General features: G+C 66.6%; 17 protein-coding genes. 9 read left to right on the plus strand and 8 right to left on the minus strand.

Annotation, left to right across the window (positions count from 1 at the left end; all coding sequences use genetic code 11):
- Window positions 1-53: 53 nt before the first annotated feature.
- Window positions 54-746: an AbiV family abortive infection protein gene (locus ABEA10_RS50665; protein ID WP_345475896.1), complete on the plus strand. Its 693-nt coding sequence runs from the start codon at window positions 54-56 to the stop codon at window positions 744-746.
- Window positions 747-925: 179 nt separating this feature from the next.
- Here the strand turns inward: ABEA10_RS50665 and ABEA10_RS50670 are convergent, their stop codons facing one another.
- Complete coding sequence (locus ABEA10_RS50670) at window positions 926-1750, minus strand: MarR family winged helix-turn-helix transcriptional regulator (RefSeq protein ID WP_345475897.1); 825 nt, start codon at window positions 1748-1750, stop codon at window positions 926-928.
- Window positions 1751-2131: 381 nt separating this feature from the next.
- On the opposite strand from ABEA10_RS50670, the gene ABEA10_RS50675 reads away from it, so the two are divergent.
- Window positions 2132-2305: a hypothetical protein gene (locus ABEA10_RS50675; RefSeq protein WP_345475898.1), complete on the plus strand. Its 174-nt coding sequence runs from the start codon at window positions 2132-2134 to the stop codon at window positions 2303-2305.
- Window positions 2306-2569: 264 nt separating this feature from the next.
- On the opposite strand, the gene ABEA10_RS50680 is transcribed toward ABEA10_RS50675, so the two are convergent.
- Complete coding sequence (locus ABEA10_RS50680; RefSeq protein WP_345475899.1) at window positions 2570-2767, minus strand: hypothetical protein; 198 nt, start codon at window positions 2765-2767, stop codon at window positions 2570-2572.
- A gap of 315 nt (window positions 2768-3082) precedes the next feature.
- Between ABEA10_RS50680 and ABEA10_RS50685 the strand changes: the two genes are divergently transcribed.
- From ABEA10_RS50685 to ABEA10_RS50695, 3 genes are all read left to right on the plus strand, one after another.
- Window positions 3083-3898 (plus strand): hypothetical protein, encoded by an 816-nt coding sequence (locus tag ABEA10_RS50685; RefSeq protein WP_345475900.1) that lies wholly within the window; start codon window positions 3083-3085, stop codon window positions 3896-3898.
- Between the two features lie 77 nt (window positions 3899-3975).
- Window positions 3976-5484 (plus strand): hypothetical protein, encoded by a 1509-nt coding sequence (locus ABEA10_RS50690; protein WP_345475901.1) that lies wholly within the window; start codon window positions 3976-3978, stop codon window positions 5482-5484.
- A 389-nt stretch (window positions 5485-5873) separates the two neighbouring features.
- Window positions 5874-6305, plus strand: coding sequence for a DUF6083 domain-containing protein (locus ABEA10_RS50695; protein WP_345475902.1), 432 nt, complete (start codon window positions 5874-5876; stop codon window positions 6303-6305).
- A gap of 268 nt (window positions 6306-6573) precedes the next feature.
- Here ABEA10_RS50695 and ABEA10_RS50700 read toward each other — a convergent pair whose 3' ends face one another.
- A complete protein-coding gene (locus ABEA10_RS50700) occupies window positions 6574-7554 on the minus strand; it encodes a hypothetical protein (protein ID WP_345475903.1) in 981 nt (326 codons plus the stop codon).
- A gap of 345 nt (window positions 7555-7899) precedes the next feature.
- Here ABEA10_RS50700 and ABEA10_RS50705 point away from each other — a divergent pair, with 345 nt between their 5' ends.
- The 3 genes from ABEA10_RS50705 (at window position 7900) to ABEA10_RS50715 (ending at window position 10637) form a co-directional block, all read left to right on the plus strand.
- Window positions 7900-8385, plus strand: coding sequence for a hypothetical protein (locus ABEA10_RS50705; RefSeq protein WP_345475904.1), 486 nt, complete (start codon window positions 7900-7902; stop codon window positions 8383-8385).
- Between the two features lie 227 nt (window positions 8386-8612).
- Window positions 8613-10088 carry a competence protein CoiA gene (locus tag ABEA10_RS50710; RefSeq protein WP_345475905.1) on the plus strand — a complete coding sequence of 492 codons (1476 nt, stop codon included), beginning with the start codon at window positions 8613-8615 and terminating at the stop codon, window positions 10086-10088.
- 183 nt (window positions 10089-10271) lie between these two features.
- On the plus strand, window positions 10272-10637 hold the full coding sequence (locus ABEA10_RS50715; protein ID WP_345475906.1) for a hypothetical protein: 366 nt from the start codon (window positions 10272-10274) through the stop codon (window positions 10635-10637).
- 313 nt (window positions 10638-10950) lie between these two features.
- Here ABEA10_RS50715 and ABEA10_RS50720 read toward each other — a convergent pair whose 3' ends face one another.
- On the minus strand, window positions 10951-12174 hold the full coding sequence (locus ABEA10_RS50720; RefSeq protein WP_345475907.1) for a hypothetical protein: 1224 nt from the start codon (window positions 12172-12174) through the stop codon (window positions 10951-10953).
- 20 nt (window positions 12175-12194) lie between these two features.
- Window positions 12195-12551 carry a hypothetical protein gene (locus tag ABEA10_RS50725; protein WP_345475908.1) on the minus strand — a complete coding sequence of 119 codons (357 nt, stop codon included), beginning with the start codon at window positions 12549-12551 and terminating at the stop codon, window positions 12195-12197.
- 234 nt (window positions 12552-12785) lie between these two features.
- Here ABEA10_RS50725 and ABEA10_RS50730 point away from each other — a divergent pair, with 234 nt between their 5' ends.
- Window positions 12786-13517, plus strand: coding sequence for a hypothetical protein (locus tag ABEA10_RS50730; RefSeq protein ID WP_345475909.1), 732 nt, complete (start codon window positions 12786-12788; stop codon window positions 13515-13517).
- Window positions 13518-14589: 1072 nt separating this feature from the next.
- Here the strand turns inward: ABEA10_RS50730 and ABEA10_RS50735 are convergent.
- The 3 genes from ABEA10_RS50735 to ABEA10_RS50745 form a co-directional block, all read right to left on the minus strand.
- Window positions 14590-15102, minus strand: a complete 513-nt coding sequence (locus tag ABEA10_RS50735) for a GntR family transcriptional regulator (RefSeq protein WP_345475910.1) — start codon at window positions 15100-15102, stop codon at window positions 14590-14592.
- Between the two features lie 229 nt (window positions 15103-15331).
- On the minus strand, window positions 15332-16477 hold the full coding sequence (locus tag ABEA10_RS50740) for a hypothetical protein (RefSeq protein WP_345475911.1): 1146 nt from the start codon (window positions 16475-16477) through the stop codon (window positions 15332-15334).
- A gap of 723 nt (window positions 16478-17200) precedes the next feature.
- Window positions 17201-17596: a hypothetical protein gene (locus tag ABEA10_RS50745; RefSeq protein WP_345475912.1), complete on the minus strand. Its 396-nt coding sequence runs from the start codon at window positions 17594-17596 to the stop codon at window positions 17201-17203.
- Between the last annotated feature and the right edge of the window lie 301 nt (window positions 17597-17897).

A 17897-nucleotide genomic window follows, 5' to 3' on the forward strand; every position in this document is an offset into this window, starting at 1 on the left:
TCACGGTCGAAAACCAGTCTTAACCTCCGCAACGGACACGGCACACTGAAACGATGGTGGAGATGCGCCCCGACGAGGCACGCGAGTTCTGGAAAGCGCTGATGGACAACGCTTCCTCTCTGGTCAGCGATGCCCGATGCCTGCTCTCTGCAGGCTCCTACGGGCGCGCGCGATCGCTCACCGTCCTGGCACAGGAAGAACTCGGCAAAGCCCTCTGGATCTACGACGTCTTCCAGAACGCCTGGAGCCAAGGGGACCAGACACCCCGCACGGTAAACGCACTCGCCCAGTACGGCATGAGCCACACACGGAAGTATCTCCAGGCAGTCCTGTTCGGCGAAGACCTCGCCGAGTTCTGGGGCGACTACAGCGCCATGCGCGACCTGGGAACCGACCAGGAAGCCTGGGACCAGGCCGCCAGGCAACAGCAGCAGGAGGCCGCGGCCGCAGCTGACCAGGCCAACCGCGCCAAGCAGCGAGGCTTCTACGTCGATCGCGCAGACGACGGAACCGTCCTGTCACCCACAGCAATCCCGGCCGGGACGATCGCGGAGGACCTGCAGACCGCCGCGCGAGTGATCGAGATGCTGCTCATCAACGACCACACCCGAATGAAACTCCAAGCCGTCACGCCGTACGACAGCACCCACCCACAGCAGTTCCGGCTGCTTCCGATCTCGCACCCTGAGGAGTGGGCAGCCGCCTCACGACCACCCATACAAGAAGACCACGGAACCGCTCAGTAGAACCGTGACCGACCCACGGCGAACGAATCCGCCGGTTACAAGATCTGCTAGGACCAAAGCCCTCACCCGCATCGGCCCGCCCAGTGGCGATAAGCCACGCCCCTCCGGCTCGCTAACGCCACTCACCGGGCGGTTGCTGCTCAAGCCCCGGGTCGTGGCCGTCGCCCGCATGCGCCCGCTCAGTCGTCGACGGCCTCTACCGCGGCGGTGATCGGCTCGAGCCCGGCGACCAGCTCGTCGAGCTCGTCCGCGCTGAGCACGTCGTAGGCCGGCGCCGCCAGCTCGTCAGTGAGGGCCTCGATCCGCTCTTTAGTCTTCCGGCCGGCGTCGGTGAACCCGCCGGCGGCGTCCACGAGGCCGCGGTCGCGCAGGCCGTCGACGACGGCGGCCAGCTGTGTCTTGGGCAGGTGGTGGATCCGGCCGAACTCCTCCGGCCTCATTCCGCGGGAGAGAGCGAGGAGGACGTGGGCTTCGGTGCCGCCGATGCCGTGGGCGACGAGGGCGGCGTTGTGGCCGTCCCCGCGGTGTTCGCGCAGCAGCGTGGCCGCGTGCCAGAGCCTGGCCACCGGCTCCTCGGGCACGTCGAGCGTCCGGAGCCCGGCGTACAACGCTCGGCCCTCGATCGGCGCGCTGATCGCTGCTCGGGTGGCGAGGTCGGCGACCCGTACCAGATCGGGGGAGTCGGCGAGCTCCCCGATCATCTGCCGCAGAGCGGTGGCGCTGCCCCGCTCGCGCACGGCGATCGCCTCCTTCGGGGTGGTCTTCCCCCAGACCCACGGGATGTGGCGTGCCACCTCGCCGTCGGCGAAGTTGTAGAAGACCGCGTGCACCACCTCGGCCGGTACCAGCCCCAGTGGCGCGGCCCGGCCGGCGAAGTATCCGTCCCAGTAGTTGCGCATGCCGAGGGCCAGGAACGCCTCGTTGGGCACCTCGGAGAAGGTGACGGTGGCGGTTGGCTCGATGAGCTCGAACATGTGGTGGACCTTGGCCTTCGGGTGCGGCATCGGTCGCATCTCCTATGGTCGTGGCAGCGCACCTGGTGGGCGGCCGCTCACCCTAGCTACGAAGGACGCGGCCCGGATCCGACAACTCTGGTCGATTCTGCCGGGCAGCGTCGGGCGTCACACGGGACTCGGTCGCCGCTTTGTTGCCGTGGTCTGGTTGCCGGCTGGGCCGAACTCGGTCTGTGCCCACCACGCGGAACCCCGGCTTCGTGTCCTGACCGACCAGGTGGTGGAGGTGCCACTCGACTACTACACCGCCGGGTTACAACGCCGCGAACCGATCTGCCGTCCTACCCACCGTCTACCTGATCGCGTCCCTGCTCAGACGCTGGATCGCTGGTACCCCCCGGGCTCGAGCGGGTACGGCGGCGCATCTACGACGTGTTCGGGAACCACACCGGCGAGACCGGGTGCGTCCCGCACGCCGCCGAGGCATGGACCCGGTGGGACAAAGGCGGCGAGGTCGAAGTCAGGGTCGTCCCCCTGATCGGTGACTCAGCCACCGCCGCGATGGTCGCCGCCCTCGGCGCCACGCTGCTCCGCGAGGCCCACTGACGTCACCTCACCGGAGGGCGCCCATGGCGTGGGGCGGCGCGGCCCCTTTCAGGCGTATTCCGGCCGCACCCGCAGTAAGTCGGCCAACGCTGTTACGGACAGCGTGAGCCCCCCTTTTCGCTGGAAGCCTCCTGCAGCCCGCATCCGGCCACCACGCCGCCCACCACCATGGGTCGGCTGACGCGTACCATCCCCACCCTCGCCATTGCCGTGGGCTGCTCGACCGCCGACGACACGACGGAGCCCGCGAGCGGCGCATTCGCGCTAGGCGATCAGGCGGTTGAAGAGTCCGATGGCACCCCCGGTGGCCGCGCCGCCCGCCAGAAGCGCCTCCGGGATGGAACGCCGGGCGAAGTAGGTGAGGGTGCCGGCGACGGCGCCGGTCAGCACGGCGAGCAGGAGTACCAGAGCGGCGCGCAGGGTCAGCAAGGCGGGTGGATTCGAAGTAGAACGTGACGTCATGGCCTGTCCTCAGGTTGGGAGAGTTGACGTCTCGACCTAGGCGGAACAGGGCTGTATGCCCTCGCGATCCAGGTGACCCGGTCCAGGTTCAGAGCGTTTGTCCAGGTAGAAGCCAGGTATCCGCAGAGTAAGAAAATTAGTCCCTGCTCGGGCGAGGGGAAGTCGCGTTCCAGCGCCTATGTGTGGTCAAAGGCATGACCTGACCACCCAAGTCCCCCGGGGACTGATGGAGATGAGGAGGGCCACGGGATGGTGACGTGGCAGGGTAATGTGCCGGGCCCGTGGCCCGCCGACCAACGAAGCTCATCGCAGACAGTGGACGAGGTCGACTCTGATCATTGTGATGATCAAGACGTTCTCCTGGAAACAGCTGATCTTGTCGAGCAGATCGAAGAAGAGCTTGCCCCAAGTGCGCCGCCGGACGAGAGCGACGCTGAGAAGCGACTAGCGGTTGATCAGCTGATCGTTGAGGCTGTCTTGCAGCAAGGGCTTGGTGGAAATCGGCATCAGGACTTGAACGCTGAGTTGATCCGATATGCGGTTCCCGTGCTGAAGTATCTCCTGCAGACCGGGATGATCATCTCCAAGTGCAAGCGACTACGCCGCGAGATCAGCGACGTGGATGGGCTGCTTGAACTCACCGCCGCTGATCGTGACGACCTTGCGTACGAGATGGTCGCTGACGGGATGCTGGTCTTCACCAGAGGGGTTTTTGAAGATCGTCGTTGGTCACCAGCAGGTGGCGCGTCGTTGAAAACCTACTTCGTCAATGCGTGCGTGATGCAGTTCCCCTCCCTTTATCGCAAATGGTGGAACCATCGCCGCAGAGTCCGTCCGATCGGGTTGCTGCCCGATCCGGATAGGCACGGCGGGCCGATCGACCCCGCCGTCCAGGTGGCGGCCGAGGACGAGGCTAGCCGCGTGCTCAAGCAGATCGATGATGAGAAGATGCGCAAGGTCTTGAGCCTGCGCGCGATTGGATTTACCGCAACCGCGGCGGCGAAGGAAGCCGGCCTCACCCCGAAGGCGGCAGAAAGCTGGATGGGGCGTTACCGCAAGAACATGCCGCGCGGCGAGCGGACATCGCAGGACGGAGACGTCGAGGGGCGCGGAAGAAGGCGGTTCCAGTGACACACCAAGAGCCAACCCTAGGACCTACGAGCTGTTGGGTGCCGCAGCCAGATCAAAAGGAACCCCACGGAGGCGTTGTGGATCACGATTTTGCGGAACTCCTTGAAGCCTCATCTCTAGGAACCCCCGCCGCCCGGCTAATCCGTTCGACGGCGGATCTTGAGGCGGTCGACGAGGTTCATCGGCGCATGGCCGATTCTGCTCAGCAGCGAAGTGAAGGCGACGACAACATCGACGGCGAACCTGACCTCTCCGTCGTAGCCACGTCACAAAGGAAAGCGCACGTTAGCGCGCCAGACGATTCTCAGAGGCCGCGCAATTCAGCGATTCTGTGCGGCGTTGGCGTCCTGACTCCTTGCGGAGTAATCGATGCAGGCCTTAAAGACCAACTACGAGCAGCACATCCAGGCTACAACAGCGTGTTCAAGGATGGCCTAGGGCTGATGTGGGGGCAGGTCGACGATGTCGACGACGCTCTGGATTCGATCAGGCTACTTCGCTGGTTGACCGAAGCATACGATTCCGCCCGCGCGTCCAATATGCCACGCATCATGGTCTGTATCGATATGGGCGCGTCGTACTCAGCATTCTCCAGCGACGGGCGCGATCGCAATTCGGCATGCCACGATCTATTTAGATCATGCCAAAATGAATTGATGGCGCTCAACGGATCGAACGATCACCCTGGACGAGATATCGACGAGGCAACGGTAACCTCCTTCGCGTCCTTCTACCGGTCAAGCTATCGCGAGCTGCGAAAATTGCTCCTGATGCAGCCAGAGGACAGCCACGAGGGTCAGCTCAACAAGGTAGGGAGCGGCGTCTGGCTGTTTTCGCGCAACCAGACAGAAGATCACCCATCTTTGAGCGATCTTCTTCTTCAAGATCTCCCCCCGCAACGTCTCCCGAGAATGATGCATCGCCTATGGCGTATCGCAGCCATGAGTAGCGAAGATGCAGTGGTAAAGAAACTCGCCCAGTATATTGTGGTGTCTTCCGCGGCAGCAAATAGGCCAGACCTCGTAGCCGAGCTAGTCGGCCGACGTAGGCGCGGCGAACGCGAGCTAAGTGAGGCATGCCTTACAGTAATCCAAGAGATGACAAACACGCTAGGCGCAGATTACGTAGCGCCCAAAACATCGAGATCTACCTTCGATCAATTCTATGCACTTAGCCGTTCAGACTACAAAAAAGAACTTTTCAAATTTTCGACCCGTAGCACATCAAGAGGGAACCCTCAAAGTCTTTCTCAACCCGAGACACCTTGTGAATTATTGCGGGTTCGAGGACACATTCAATGGCTAAACCGGCCTAACCAGTCCGGTTCCCGCCCAGCCGCCGGCTTTGCTAGCAGGAGTGATGGTGGGCTTGGCGATGCCTCGGGAGCCGACAGGCTGGGAGATAGGTCGGTCAACCGCTTCGGCGGCATGGGGGGTGTCGCGTTTCCCGGCGGGCAAATGTCAGCCATCGGACGGCTTCCGTCTTCCGGAGCCAACCAGGAGCGTCAACGCATCACCTGGCTTTCAGAGGATGACGATTGCTCTGGCATCGGAGGTGATGACACTGTTCCGCCGGTTGTCGGCTGATACCAACAGACTGCCTCATTTGGAGACGGCTACCGAGCTGGGGGCGCACCTATCCTCGCCCAGCCGCCTACGTCGACCGGCCGGATTGGCATAGGGCCCGCGGACGGGCGCAGTCGCCACGAGCGCACATCCGTCGAACAATTCGGCGTCCTTCGCTCGAACGTGGCCTGAGCAGCAAGGCGCCGACGCCGACGCGACTGGGCGGGATGCTGAGCAGGCGGTGCGGTTGCCACGCGGCGACGTCGGCTCCGCAACCGGCCGGCTGTCGAGTGCACGCGGAGATGCCGCCGGACAGCGGCGGGAGAGGCCGAAATGCGGCTACTCTCCCGGGCGTGGCAGCGCTTGAATGCGAGAGTTGCGGCAGTACTGAAGGCGCTCAGGAGCGCCCGGTGCCGCTGCGCACCGTGGCCTGTGACAGTTGCTGGGACAACGCAGTCAACTTTCCCGAGCATGAGCCTGAGCGGCCATCGGTGAAGACCGTCGTCGAGCAGTTGGTCGACCCGGTCGCCGACCCGCGTGATGGGACGCCAGCGACCTGCCGGGATTGCGGGGCGCCCGGCTCATGGCATCGGACGGAGAACGGCCGTTGGCTGATTCTTGAGCCCGGTCCTTATCCGATGTCGAAGATCCCGCCGGGGAAGCGGTGGCGTGTCGCCGGTGACGGCACCGCGGTGAATCTTCGCAGCGGCAACCCGACCGACGAATGCCGGATCACCCACTTCGATATCTGCCCGGCCAAGCCGGCGCCGATCGACGGGCCGTTCATGCTGGCCCTGTGGCGGCAGCGGCGCCCCAAGGTGGACTTGGGCGACACGGACTGAGTTGAGAATCGTTTGGTCCTTCGACGCCCATGTCACTGGTCTGGTGTTCGCTCTACACCCTGTCCCGGTGCTGGCCGGTCCACCGGGGACTCTCCACAATCCAGGCAGGCTCGATCACCGGTGCGCGTCCCGAGATAAAACTCCGTGGCCGTCCATCGGTGATCGCACGGCGGGCGCCCTGCTTCTTCCCACGCCTTCCGGATCCTTGCGGATCGCCGGGTGTTCGGGGTTCCGTTCCCGTCGGCCGGTGTTCGAAGCTGACGCACCCTTACTTGGTCGTCGGCGGAGAGCTGAGGTTGTGCCGTGTAGCCAGGTCGTCGAAGAAGGTCATGAGACGGCGTTCGGTCTGCGGTCCTTCTCTGAGTTCTTCGCCGCCGAAGCGGTATACCTCATAGCCCCGAAGCCGCAGTTGCCGATCTTCGGCGACCATCTGGGCGTAGCGCCGTGGATCCGCTTTGCCGAGGTCGTCGGCATAGTGCTGTTTGCCGTCGCATTCGATGACGACGCGGACCCGGTTCGGCAACAGGAGCAGGAAGTCCATGCGTTGGCGAGGCAGCGTTCTGCTGAGGGCGCGGGTCTTGGCCTGGGCGTAGGGATCGTAATGGAGGTAAACCTGAGGAATCAGTGCCGGTGTATCACTTCCATGAGTCTGGTACCGCTTCACGTAGGTTTGCAGGATGCGCTGCTCGGCCTCGTTGGCCAGCGACTTCGCCAGACGGCTGTACAAGCTCATCCAGATTTGCCGTTCTGGCACGCCAGTAAGTCTCTCGTGGTCCGCCCACCACGCGGTGAGCTGCCGCCAGGTCAGGCCGTTCGGCCCGAGCGCCCGGTCGTAGACCAGGCAGTGATGCTCGTTCTCGACAACGGCGATGTCATTGTTAATCGCGTCCCGAAAGACGATCTTCGGTTTGGGTCCATCCGCCGCGAAGATCAGGTTCTTCAGCTCGCCAGCCACACCTACCAGTCCTGCCTGGGCCGTCAGGTCACGCAGAACAGGCACGTCGAGTTCGTCGTCCACGCGGTTCGCCAGGTCAAGCAGCTCGGCTAGACCCTTGCGTTCGAGGATCGTCTGGACGAAGTAGAACTTGCTGAATCCGTCCAGATCTTCACGCGTGACGCCGTCGGGCAGGTCAGCAAGGTCGAGGTCCAGATCTTCCTGACAGAACGCCTCGAGTTGGGCACGGGTCATGTAATCACGCAACGTCGTTGCGATAGCCTCGCGCAGCTTTCGGGGGGTGACCGTCGGCACAGCACGACTTTAGATCTCCCCGCCGACAAGGGCCCTTCTCCGGGCCTCCCGGAATAGAACTCCGGGTCACCCTGAGATCTCATCGGTGAGTGACGAGGTCTTTACACGACGGTGGCTTACGGGGACCACGTGCCAGGGATAGCCTCCGTGCGTTGTCCTCCCGCCCCCACCTCGAGGAGACCAGTGGTCCGCCGCGCACGCCGCCATGCCCTTGCTCTGGCCACCGTCATGCTGGTCGCTGCCACGGGATGTTCGGGCAGCCCTTCGGATAGCGATACCGCGGTCGCCGGTCAAAAGCCCGCAGGCGCGATTCCTATAGGGCCAGGTCCTCGTCCCACCTACAGCGTGCAGCCCCAGCCGCCGGCGGGGAGCTGTCATTACCGCCACAACGGCGGGCAGCCGCTTCCGGACCCGACCTGCACCCCCGGCGCACTCAACCCCGACGTCACCCAAGCGACACTCACCACGACGATCTGCCGTAAGGGCGGCTACACCAGCGGGATCCGCCCCCCATCTGGTGTCACCGACCGGGAGAAACGCGCCAACACCGCTGCTTATGGCTACACCGGCTCCCTGCACGACGCCGAATACGACCACCTCATCTCCTTGCAGCTCGGCGGCGACCCGAACGATCCGCGCAACCTGTGGGTCGAACCGCCTTCCCCCGGCCACAAACCCGGGGCCGGGCCGAACAACCCCAAAGACGCCGTCGAGACCCACCTGCACACCGCGATCTGCGACGGCAAGGTCAAGCTCGCCGACGCTCAGGAAGCGATCGCCACGGATTGGACGACGGCCGAGGCAGTGCTGGGCATCAGCCGATCACGATGACGCTCGCGTACACGGATTCTGAAAACTCACACCCTACGAAATCTTCTGCATCGCGGAGGCCTCGACGTACGTCGCGTTAATGATCGTTTTCGAGACGCGGCCGTTCACCCCCGACGCCGTCGCCGGCCGCCCCGCTGCCCCAGCAAGACCCCGGCCCGGCATCGCCAGCCGGGCGTTCGCAACATCAACTGATCGCGTGGGGCCTTACGAACCGGGACGGTCGAGAAATGTCAGTGCCCGCGCATACCGTCGCCTCGCTCGTAGGCATCACCTATGGCCCGGGGGGTCAGATGTCTTTCACGGCGCTTCATCCCGAGCTGGGGCGGATCGATGCGACGCTCGCGGATCTCGGTCAGGGCCTGGAGTGGGAGAATGTCTACCGGACCCGGCCTCGGATCTGGCTCACCTGCCCCGAGTGTGGTCACGGCGTGCACGCCAAGCTGTCGCCGCGGCGGACGCGGTACTTCGCGCACGATCCCGGCCGCTCGCCGGACTGCCAGCTTTCGGTGGAGTCGGCCGATCATCACCTGCTGAAGCTCGTGCTGGCTGAGGCGATCCGCCGCGCGGGCTGGTCGGCCGACCTTGAAGTACCGGCTCCCGATGGGGCCTGGCGGGCCGACGTGATGGCGACCTCCCCCACGAGCGACGAGGACCGGATGGCGTGGGAGGCGCAGCTGTCCCCGATCACCGACGACGACATCCAGATGCGTACCGACCGTTATGCCGCCGACGACATCGATGTCTGCTGGGTCAGTTCCCGCGACCGCGTGCCGTGGCTGTGCACGGTCCCCGCGATCGCCGTGAACCCGGCAAGCCCGCCGGCGGCTGCCGAGCGGTGGATGGTGCACGACGGTCTGGTGAGATTCGACTACGCCCGGGGCGGGTGGGTCCAGGTCGACGACGTCACCCTCGCCACCTTCGTGCGGTGGGTATTAGGCGACGGCCTGGTCTTCCACGCCATCGGGCGCCGCTACCGGCGAATCCATCTACCTGGCAGCAACGCCACCACGCGCCGTTCGGCGTCTTGGACCACACAGCGTTCCATCGATGCGGAAGCCGAACATGAAGCCATGCGCCAGCAGCAGGAAGCTGCCAAGCGCGCCAGGGAAGCGCGCGCACGCGAGGCCGAGGAGCGCCGCAAACAGGCCGAGGCGCGCCGGAAACAGGCCGAGCGCGAACGCCAACGCGAGGAAGAAGAACGTCGCCGCGCCGAGGCCGAAGAACGGCACCGCCTGTTCATGATCGAGATGGAGCGTCAGCGAGCAGTCCGGGAGGCAGAACGCCGCGAACAGCAGCGTAAGCAACAAGAACAAGCACGGCAGGAAGAGCTGGCACGCCTTGAACGCGATCGCCAGGAGCAAGCCGCCGCACAGCAGTGGTGGAGCGGGGTGTCCGCGGCTCAGCTCACCGAACTCCTAGACCACGTCGCGCGGCTGTCCATGACCGAGCGCACCTCACGAGCGCTCCTACGCTCCGACGAAGGCGACCGCGACTTCGCATACGGCATCCCCGTCTACACCGGTCGTCATCTTTACGGGGTGATCAGACCTTGCCCGCACTCGCTGGGCCGGCTCCCCACCTCATCGCGGATCTTCGTGCGCAACGCCCGGGAGAAGGCGCTGATCACCGCAACAGGTCTCGTCAATGCCGACCTGGTCACCCACTTCGACCTGCCCGACCACGAGCAGACCACCCTGCTCTGACAGAGGCGGCTGCTCGAGACCAACGGCCCCTTTCTCAACCAGTTCTCGGCCCGTGAGCAGCAGCCGAACGGCCAACGGCGATTGCGAGCCGGTCCGATGTGGGTCGTGTCGCCAGCCGCGGCGACCTATCGTCGGGTTATGACGGACGCTGCACGTGTGTGGGTACGTGGAGACGATCAATGGGTGGTGCCTGCCGACGCGATCGCCTCGGTTCAGGCGTGCGAGATCGTGCCACGCGACGGGGCCGGCGAGGTCTGGGTATGCGCTCAGCCCAAGGACGCGCCCCCCGAGAAGCCGCTGCGGCTGTGGCAGCTGGCCAGGGTGCAAGGCAGCGTCACCGCGGAGGAGGCGGTCGGCAGTCTCGCCAAGGCCCTCGCCGGTGCCCGGGATCATGAGGCCCACGCGTTGTTCATCTGTGCTGCCGTCGGCGACGATGGCGGTCCGGTGTGGCGCTATGAGACGACACCCCCCGCCGGATTGCCTCCGGGACTTCCCCGGCTCATGGTGGAGGAGAGCCCGCAGGCGCGAGCCCAGCGACTTGGTTCGTGATCCTGGCTGATACTGCGCTCCCGAGCGTGTCGCCAGTCGCCAAGTAGCGGATACGGGTGTCGGGTTTAGATGGTTCCCCGACAGAGCAGCGACAGGCGTCCAAGAACTGGACATCACGGCCATGAAGCGTCGCGCCGGGAGCGCGATTCCGCCCGCTGGTTGACGACATGATTTTCCGACAGGTAAAAGCGCGCTTCCCGGAGCGCCGGTTCCCGCATCCGAACGGTGAATCCGCCCGAACCGGCTCGCTATCGCCGTTGGCCGTTCGATTGCTGCTCGCGGGCCTTCTCACGGTGTGCCAGATGCTTCACCGTCACGCTGACGGCTCGGAGGGGTCTCCTTCGGCCGAGGCGTGGAGTGGGGGATGAGCGTCTTGAGCCGTGACGGGCATCATGTCGGCCTGCCACATCACCTTGCTGAAGAAGGTCTCACCGATCGCGGACAGCGGTAGGTTCCATGGCCGGCTGAATGACTTGACCTCCCAACCGCTAGCCCGTACCCGGTCTGCGGCTGCGCTGATTCGACCGACGGTGCTATTGGCTGCCTGCCGCTTGTTCACGCCCCCGCGCTGGTAGTAGGCCGCCGAGTCCTTCGCGGCCCGGTAGATGAAGTTGAAGACCTGCCCGAGGCTGAATGTGGCAAGAGCGTCGGCCAAGGCGGCGAGGGTGCCGTCCCCCTGCTTCATCTCCAGGCGGTGCTCGCCGAGTTTCATGTCCAGGTACGCCGACGCGTCTGCCAAGACCAGCTCATCCCACAAATCAGGCCATTGCCTCAGCCAGGCCTTGGGCCATGGGCCTTCACGGAAGACACGGTTGAGTTCGTTCAGCAGCGAGGGCGGGCGAGCGCTCAGGTCCTCCTGCGGGCCAAGGAGGTAGTAGCTGACCTTGCCGAGGTAGAACGCGCCGGTGAGGCTGTCGTTCTCCCACACGAAGGCGTCCGGGTGCGAGTCGGGGTGCGCGAGCATCTTGGGTGGCGCAGCCTGTACAAGACGCCGTTCGAAGTCCCAGCGCAGGCGGCCGGGAGCCCAGGGGCGTTCCTTCGGCCAGATGTCCGTCGGCGTGGTCATGCCGACGTCCTCAACGGCAGGGTCGCTGAAGAGCGCGTGCAGCGCGACAGCCTCGAACAGCGTCAGGTCCTGAACGTCGATCGGACCATCGGGCATGACCTGGAAGAGTTCTGCGACGGCGGCGCGGCGCCGGGCGGCCCGCTCTTTCTCCGCTCGTTTCTGCTCCTCGTGGGCCGCTGCCCGGCAGGTGCTGCACAGGACGTTTCCCTGACGAACCACCTCGGCGAAGTTCGTGCGGCTCGTGACTGCGTGCGGATCGCCGCACTGTGGGCACGTGATCTCTGGGAGATACGCGGTAGCGCAGGTCTGCACAATCCGCGTCATCTCCTGTGGCTTCAGCCCAAGCTCAGAGCGGATGGCGGTGACGGTTTGCGCCCACGATTCGCCATCGTCGGCCAGGCGCCAGTACGCCTCGAGCGCGGCCACCTCGTTCGGATCGTCGGAGTAAATCTCAAGATCGATGCTTGTCACAGCCCCCGTGCCTTCCTGATCTATGCCTCGGGAAGCCCGAGCTCGGCCATGACCGCCTTGCGCAACCTGTTCCGCATTTGCTCGATGACACCCTTCAGGTCGCGTACATCTCCATCGGAGTCGGCGACGTCATCAAGGACGTCCAGCGCATCCCGCACCACCAGCGACGGCAGCGTCAGCTCGGCGCGGTCTGAGGCGGCCGGCAGCTGCTCGGGCCGATACGTCCACCCGGCCAGGACCGACTCATCGCCGAGAGGGTGGACCTCTTCCAGCGCGGTGTCCTCAGTGGCGCCGGCGGCGCGAATGAGATCCAGGTATCGGGCGACCTGACCGACGGTCACAGGATCGGAGAACAGCAACTCAAGGGAGTAGGACATGGCCCTCATCGTGGTCCATCACGCTGGAACCCATACGGCTAAGTCCTGCACCGGCCACGCGAATCAAACAGCCAGCGTGCGCGGGTGCGGATTGCGAAGCCCTGGAATGCGTCTACCGAGTGAGGCTACGGACGGTTTCCCCGCCCAAGAGCGTTTTCGAGACGCGCGGGTCGGGCGCGTGGGCCGTTAGGGTGGCAGGCGGTTGTCACGGAACATGTCACAGAACGGAGGCTCATGGTCGACCTCGTTGACGAGCTCCGCGAGAAGGCCGCGCAGCTGCCGGCCGACGGCGCGCCAGTGGTCCAGCGCGCCCGCGGCCGCGCCGAGGAGGCCGTCGAGATCCTGACGGCCGCCCTGGACGTCGACCCCACGCTTGTCGAGCCGGACCGGTGCCTGCGCGACGTCGACCTGGTGCGGGAGCTGCTGCGTCAGCTCCAGCCGCTGGCCCGCCAGGCCGAGGTGGAGCTGGAGCGCCGCCGCCTGGCCGCCGACCCCGCGACCGCACACCAGACCGGGCGCCTCGGCCGCACCAACCCCCACGCCCTCGAAGAGCTGGAGGCGCTGTCCCGGCGATGTGTCGAGATCGCCGAACGCATCGCCGGCGCCGCGCTGCCGGACTGGAACACCCCGCAGCGCATCCGCGAGCGCTCCGAGCGCCTCCTGCCCTCCGCCGCGGAGCTGGAGGAGATCGCCGACCGGCTCCGCCATGCGGTGCGCGCGTCCCTGGATCTGCCCTATCCCGCGCCCGAGGCCGAGCGCCTGGCCGCGCTGGCCGACCAGATCACCATCGCTACGCAAGGCCGGCGGCGCCGCTGTGCCGGGCCCGGATGCAGCCACGTGCTGGAGCCCGCCTCGACCGGGCGCCCGCGCCGGTACTGCGGACCGACCTGCCGCCAACGCGCCCATCGCCTCGTTCAGCCGGCATCAGGCCGGGCCGGGGACGGAGATTCGCGCGGACTCGCGTAGCGGCGTGTTAAGCCAACCCGCAACCGTGGTCGGGATCCGGCGCCCCGGCAGGTGAAGACCGGCGCCAGGCGTGGCCGCGTCGAGGACCTCGCAGGGCAAACGGGGCACGAGACGGGGCGTTCGCGTCTGTTCGGGCAAAGCCCTACATGCCACCCATTGAGCGGAATCTATCGGGCATACCTGTTCAGTCCTTGTCGCATGGCTGCTACGGTCTTTCACGCGTGCAACGGTGCGTTTTGTACAAGCACCAAACGCTGATGAGCTGGGAAAATAAGAGGGAGCCCCCGCGCCGTCCGGGCAAAGACAGGACGCGAGAGCTCCCGGTGTAGGGCCCTGATCGTCTCTGGTTAGAGGCGGTCAGGGCCGCCGCCGGTCCACCACTTCAGCAGCTCCACGCCGATCCTCGCCAAAGTCGCGAGTACCTGCGCGCGCCGCCAAGGGTCACCGGCCGATGCCTGGCGCTTGTGACGCTTCCGCATCTGGGCCTCCCTTCTCGCGTCCGCCGAATGGCGGGATGTGAACCCGGCCGAGACCCAGGGGGGGGACTGCGGGCCGGGGGCCGACCTCTGGTCTGCCGCGGCGGGATCAGAGATCGCGCGAGTAGTGGGGCTTAGGGCGGGACACTACAGGGTGCCCCGACAGCTTCGGGGCTCGACACAACCGGGTGTGTCACCGTATGTCGGGAAGTGCCGGACCCTATCCCGGATTTACGGTCCCTATTAGGAGCGCATAGCCCCAGTTCAGAGGGGTTCATGGGCTCGCGGAACTTTTTTCTGAGATTCCCGTGGAAGGGGAGTCCTCCAAGGACAACGTCGCGCCGTCCTACCTTGCGCCGGGCGTTCGGGAGTCCTGGGCCTAACTACACGAAGGTGGTTCGTCGCCGCAGGTCGGAACCCGTCGGGGGACTCGTCGTCCGAGGACCCGCCGCCGCGTACTCCGGGGATGCGTACAGGAACGGGATCCGCCTGGCGCGCTCGTGCTGCTCGATCTCGTCAGCGGCCGCAGTCTGGAACCCGGTGACGCGATCGTCAGGCTAAGCGGGCTCGTCGTAAGCCAACCCATACGCGCGCGGCTACAGGGCCGCCTCGATCTGGTCCAGCAGCTTGTCCGCGGTCGCGGCCCATTCCAGCCGAGACGCCGCGGTGGTGTCCTGGGGGTCGTCCGCGAGTTCATCCTGGGCCTCGCCGCGCTGGCGGTGGGCCCACTCCCCGAGTGCGTCGGTGAGGACGAAGTAGGCGTGCTCGTCGGAGAGGTCCAAGGTGACGGCGTGCGTGGGAGCCTCCAGAGCCGCGATGGCCGTGGTAATCCCCTGCTGGGCGCGCTTGAGGGTGTCGATGACGTCGACCTGGCGGAGGGACTTGGCCGAGGTGACGATGGCGCCCACCCCCTGCCGGGTGGTGAGCATCCCCTCCTCGACCAGGAGCTGCTGGGCGGCACGGATCGTGTTGAGCCCGGGCCTGTTGCCGTCCTCATCCACGTACACATCCTGCAGGGCGTTGATGCCGGGAAGCATGGCGCCCACCGGCCACTCTCCTGCCTGAATCCGGCTGCGCAGCGAGTCCGCGATCTCTTGGTATCTAGCCATGACCACAGCTTACCGCCACTCATCGCGATGAGTAGGGTTAACTTTCCTATCGCGATAAGTGATGAGTGGTCGTCGGGTCGGTCCCCGCGCGCGAGTGGTTGATGATCGGCATTTCTCATTCACTCGGCGCCCGGGGGGTCGTCGCGCGGGGACCTTTCGATATGCCGAGCACTGAACCGCGGGCGCGTCGAGCTTTCGGAGCGCTCGGCCGTGGCGCTGGCCGGCTTGGTCAGGCGGTGCTGTAGGTGATCCAGCGGGCGCCGGGCGCGTCGTCGGGGCGGATGTCGTCGGGTTCGGCGCGGCCGACGCCGTCGCGGACCTCATCCACCACGCGGGTGATCCAGGCGTCGAAGCCGTCGAGGACGCGCTGCCAGGTGAGGGCCGCCTCCGACACCGGCAGTGTGGCGGGCAGCGTCACCTTGTCGGTGTTCCGGTCCCAGACGATGCCGTCGCGGGCGAGCTGGGCGGCGGCGTGGGCGCACCAGGCGTTCATCACCGCGACGTAGTCCCAGTTCTCCTCCTCGCACAGCGCCGCGTCCGGTTGGCCGTAGGTGCCTTCCCGGTTCCACAGACCGTTGTTGATCAGGTCCTGGTCCTCGATCGAGTCGCCGAGGTCGGTCCCGTACAGCGTCACGGTGCCGGTGCTGGTGTCGTCGGCGCGGGTTCGCTCGGCGCGCAGCTGCTCGCCGAGCTCGGCGACGGCCGCGGCGAGGGTGGCCGGGCCGATGGCCTCAAGGGTGACCTCGCCGCCGTGATCCCAGCGGGTCCATTCTTCGGCGGCGTGCTGCAGGCATCCCGAATCGGTGTCCTCGTGGCCAAAGGCGTCGTGGATGCGCAACCGGACCCGGCCCGGGTCGGGTGAGCAGTCGGTCGGGGCGGCCTGGCCGAGCAGGCACCGGCCCTGTTGGACGGCGCGGGTCCCGCGCACCAGCAGGTAGGCGGCGGCCACGTCGTGCACCATGTTGAAGTTCAGCGCGTTGACGGTCGCACGTTGCGCCGTCTGCACTTGCTCGGCCAGGTGGGTGGCCCGCTTGACGGCCTGGGGGCCGACGTTGCCGGCGGTCACCTGGTCGACCAGGTCGAGCCCGGCGGCCATCGCCGCATCGATCGCGCGGGTGAACTCCCACGGATGGCGGCAGTCCGGGCGCGCGGCCTCAGGCCGGCGGGTCCGCAGCCGCTCCAACAGCAGCCGCGCGTACGCGGCGATGTCCTCGCCGGTCGGGTCCGCTAGGTCATCCTGCAGCGGTACGGGGGTGCGCTCTGGGGCCGACTCGGTCGCCTGTTCGGCGAGGCGCCGGCGTGCGACGCTGTACGGCTCGCCCGTCTTTGCCATGCGCTCGCGGATCGCCTTCTTGCGGGCCTTGTTCTCGGTCATGTCGGTGTCCCTTCGGCGGACGGTCCCACGCACCCCGCCGAGACGTCGAGAACAGGCGAGAAGCGAGCACGCGAGTCGGTGCCCTTGTCCTCGTCGCCGCCGGCGGCGTGGGCGCCTGCGGCTCGGAGACTGGCCAGCGTGGTGGCCACGGGTCGGACTCTACCGGCGGCCGCCGACAACCAGGCCGGAACAGAACGTGGAACAGACGGGGACGCTCCGGAGCTGGAGGGACGGTGCGCGGATTCCGCTGGCGGAACGCACTGGAATGCGGAGCGCTCCGGAGCGGAACGACAGGGGAACGGTGGAGCGCTCCGTACGGACGGAAGTGGAGCGCCGACGGAACGCGGAGCGTTTCGTACGGCCGCGGCCGCGCGAGCTCGCGTCACGGAACAGTCTGCGTTCCGCCCCTCTCTCCCGGCGCTCAGGAGCGTGTGCGCCCTGCCGGTCGCGTCGTCATACGGGTGCGTCTATATCGCCGCTGACCAGCGCTCCTGTCGTGCCCGAGGCGCACCTGGTCCTAAGTGGGCGGGCTGGTGGATGCCCTGATAGGCGGGGGGAAACGGCCCCCTCGGTGCACGCTCATATGCCAGGAGGAAGGGGCGGTACATGAGTCGGGAGGACCACCGGTAGAGCCAGATTCGCGCGGACCTGCCCGTTCCGCAGGATCCGGGTGTGCCGGTCTGGTCGGCACACCATCGGCATGCCGATCGGCACCGGGCCGGATCAGCGTCCGCCGTGGTGTGCACGCCATTCCGCGGCGGACAGCGAGGAACGGATCGTCTCCATCTCCTCCAGCGCCTGGCGGCCGATCCGCAGACGCGCGGCGGCGCGTTCCGCAGCCGGGCCGACCTCGCCGGCGAGCGCGTCGACGGCGGACTGGGCGCGCTCGCACTCGGCCTGTACGGGGACCATCTCGGCGGCGACGTCGGCCGCGGTGCGCGGATGCGGCGGATCGTAGCGCCGGGTGGTCCAGCCCTCCTCACGGCACGGGCCGCACAGCCAGGTCTGGTGTCCGCCGAAGTTGTCCAGTGCGGCCGGGCACTCGCACGGCCACCAGCCGACGACGATGCGACCGGGGCCGAGCCGGTGACCGCGCGGGCACCTCGTCGGATTGGTCACGGGCTCGACGTTTGCCCACCTCGGAGCGCACTGTCAAGGGTGCCGGCAAGGGCGCGCCGCGCCTGTGCGCCGCGTCGCCGGGTGGCGGAGCCCCCGCGTGTCCCCCCTCGCAACGATGCGACAGCGGAGGCTCCGCCGGGCTATTCGATCCGGCCGAGGGCGAGGGAGAAGACGGCCATGTGCGTGCCGGCGGAGACGAACGCCAATGAGGCGGGGATGGCGGGTTCCAGGTCCCGCTGCGGCACGTAGACCGCCGGGGCCGGAAGGCCGGCGTCGTTTTGGTCCAGGCGGGGGCCAGGGC

Origin of the sequence: Actinoallomurus oryzae, from assembly GCF_039541955.1 — a bacterium.
Lineage (GTDB): Bacteria > Actinomycetota > Actinomycetes > Streptosporangiales > Streptosporangiaceae > Actinoallomurus > Actinoallomurus oryzae.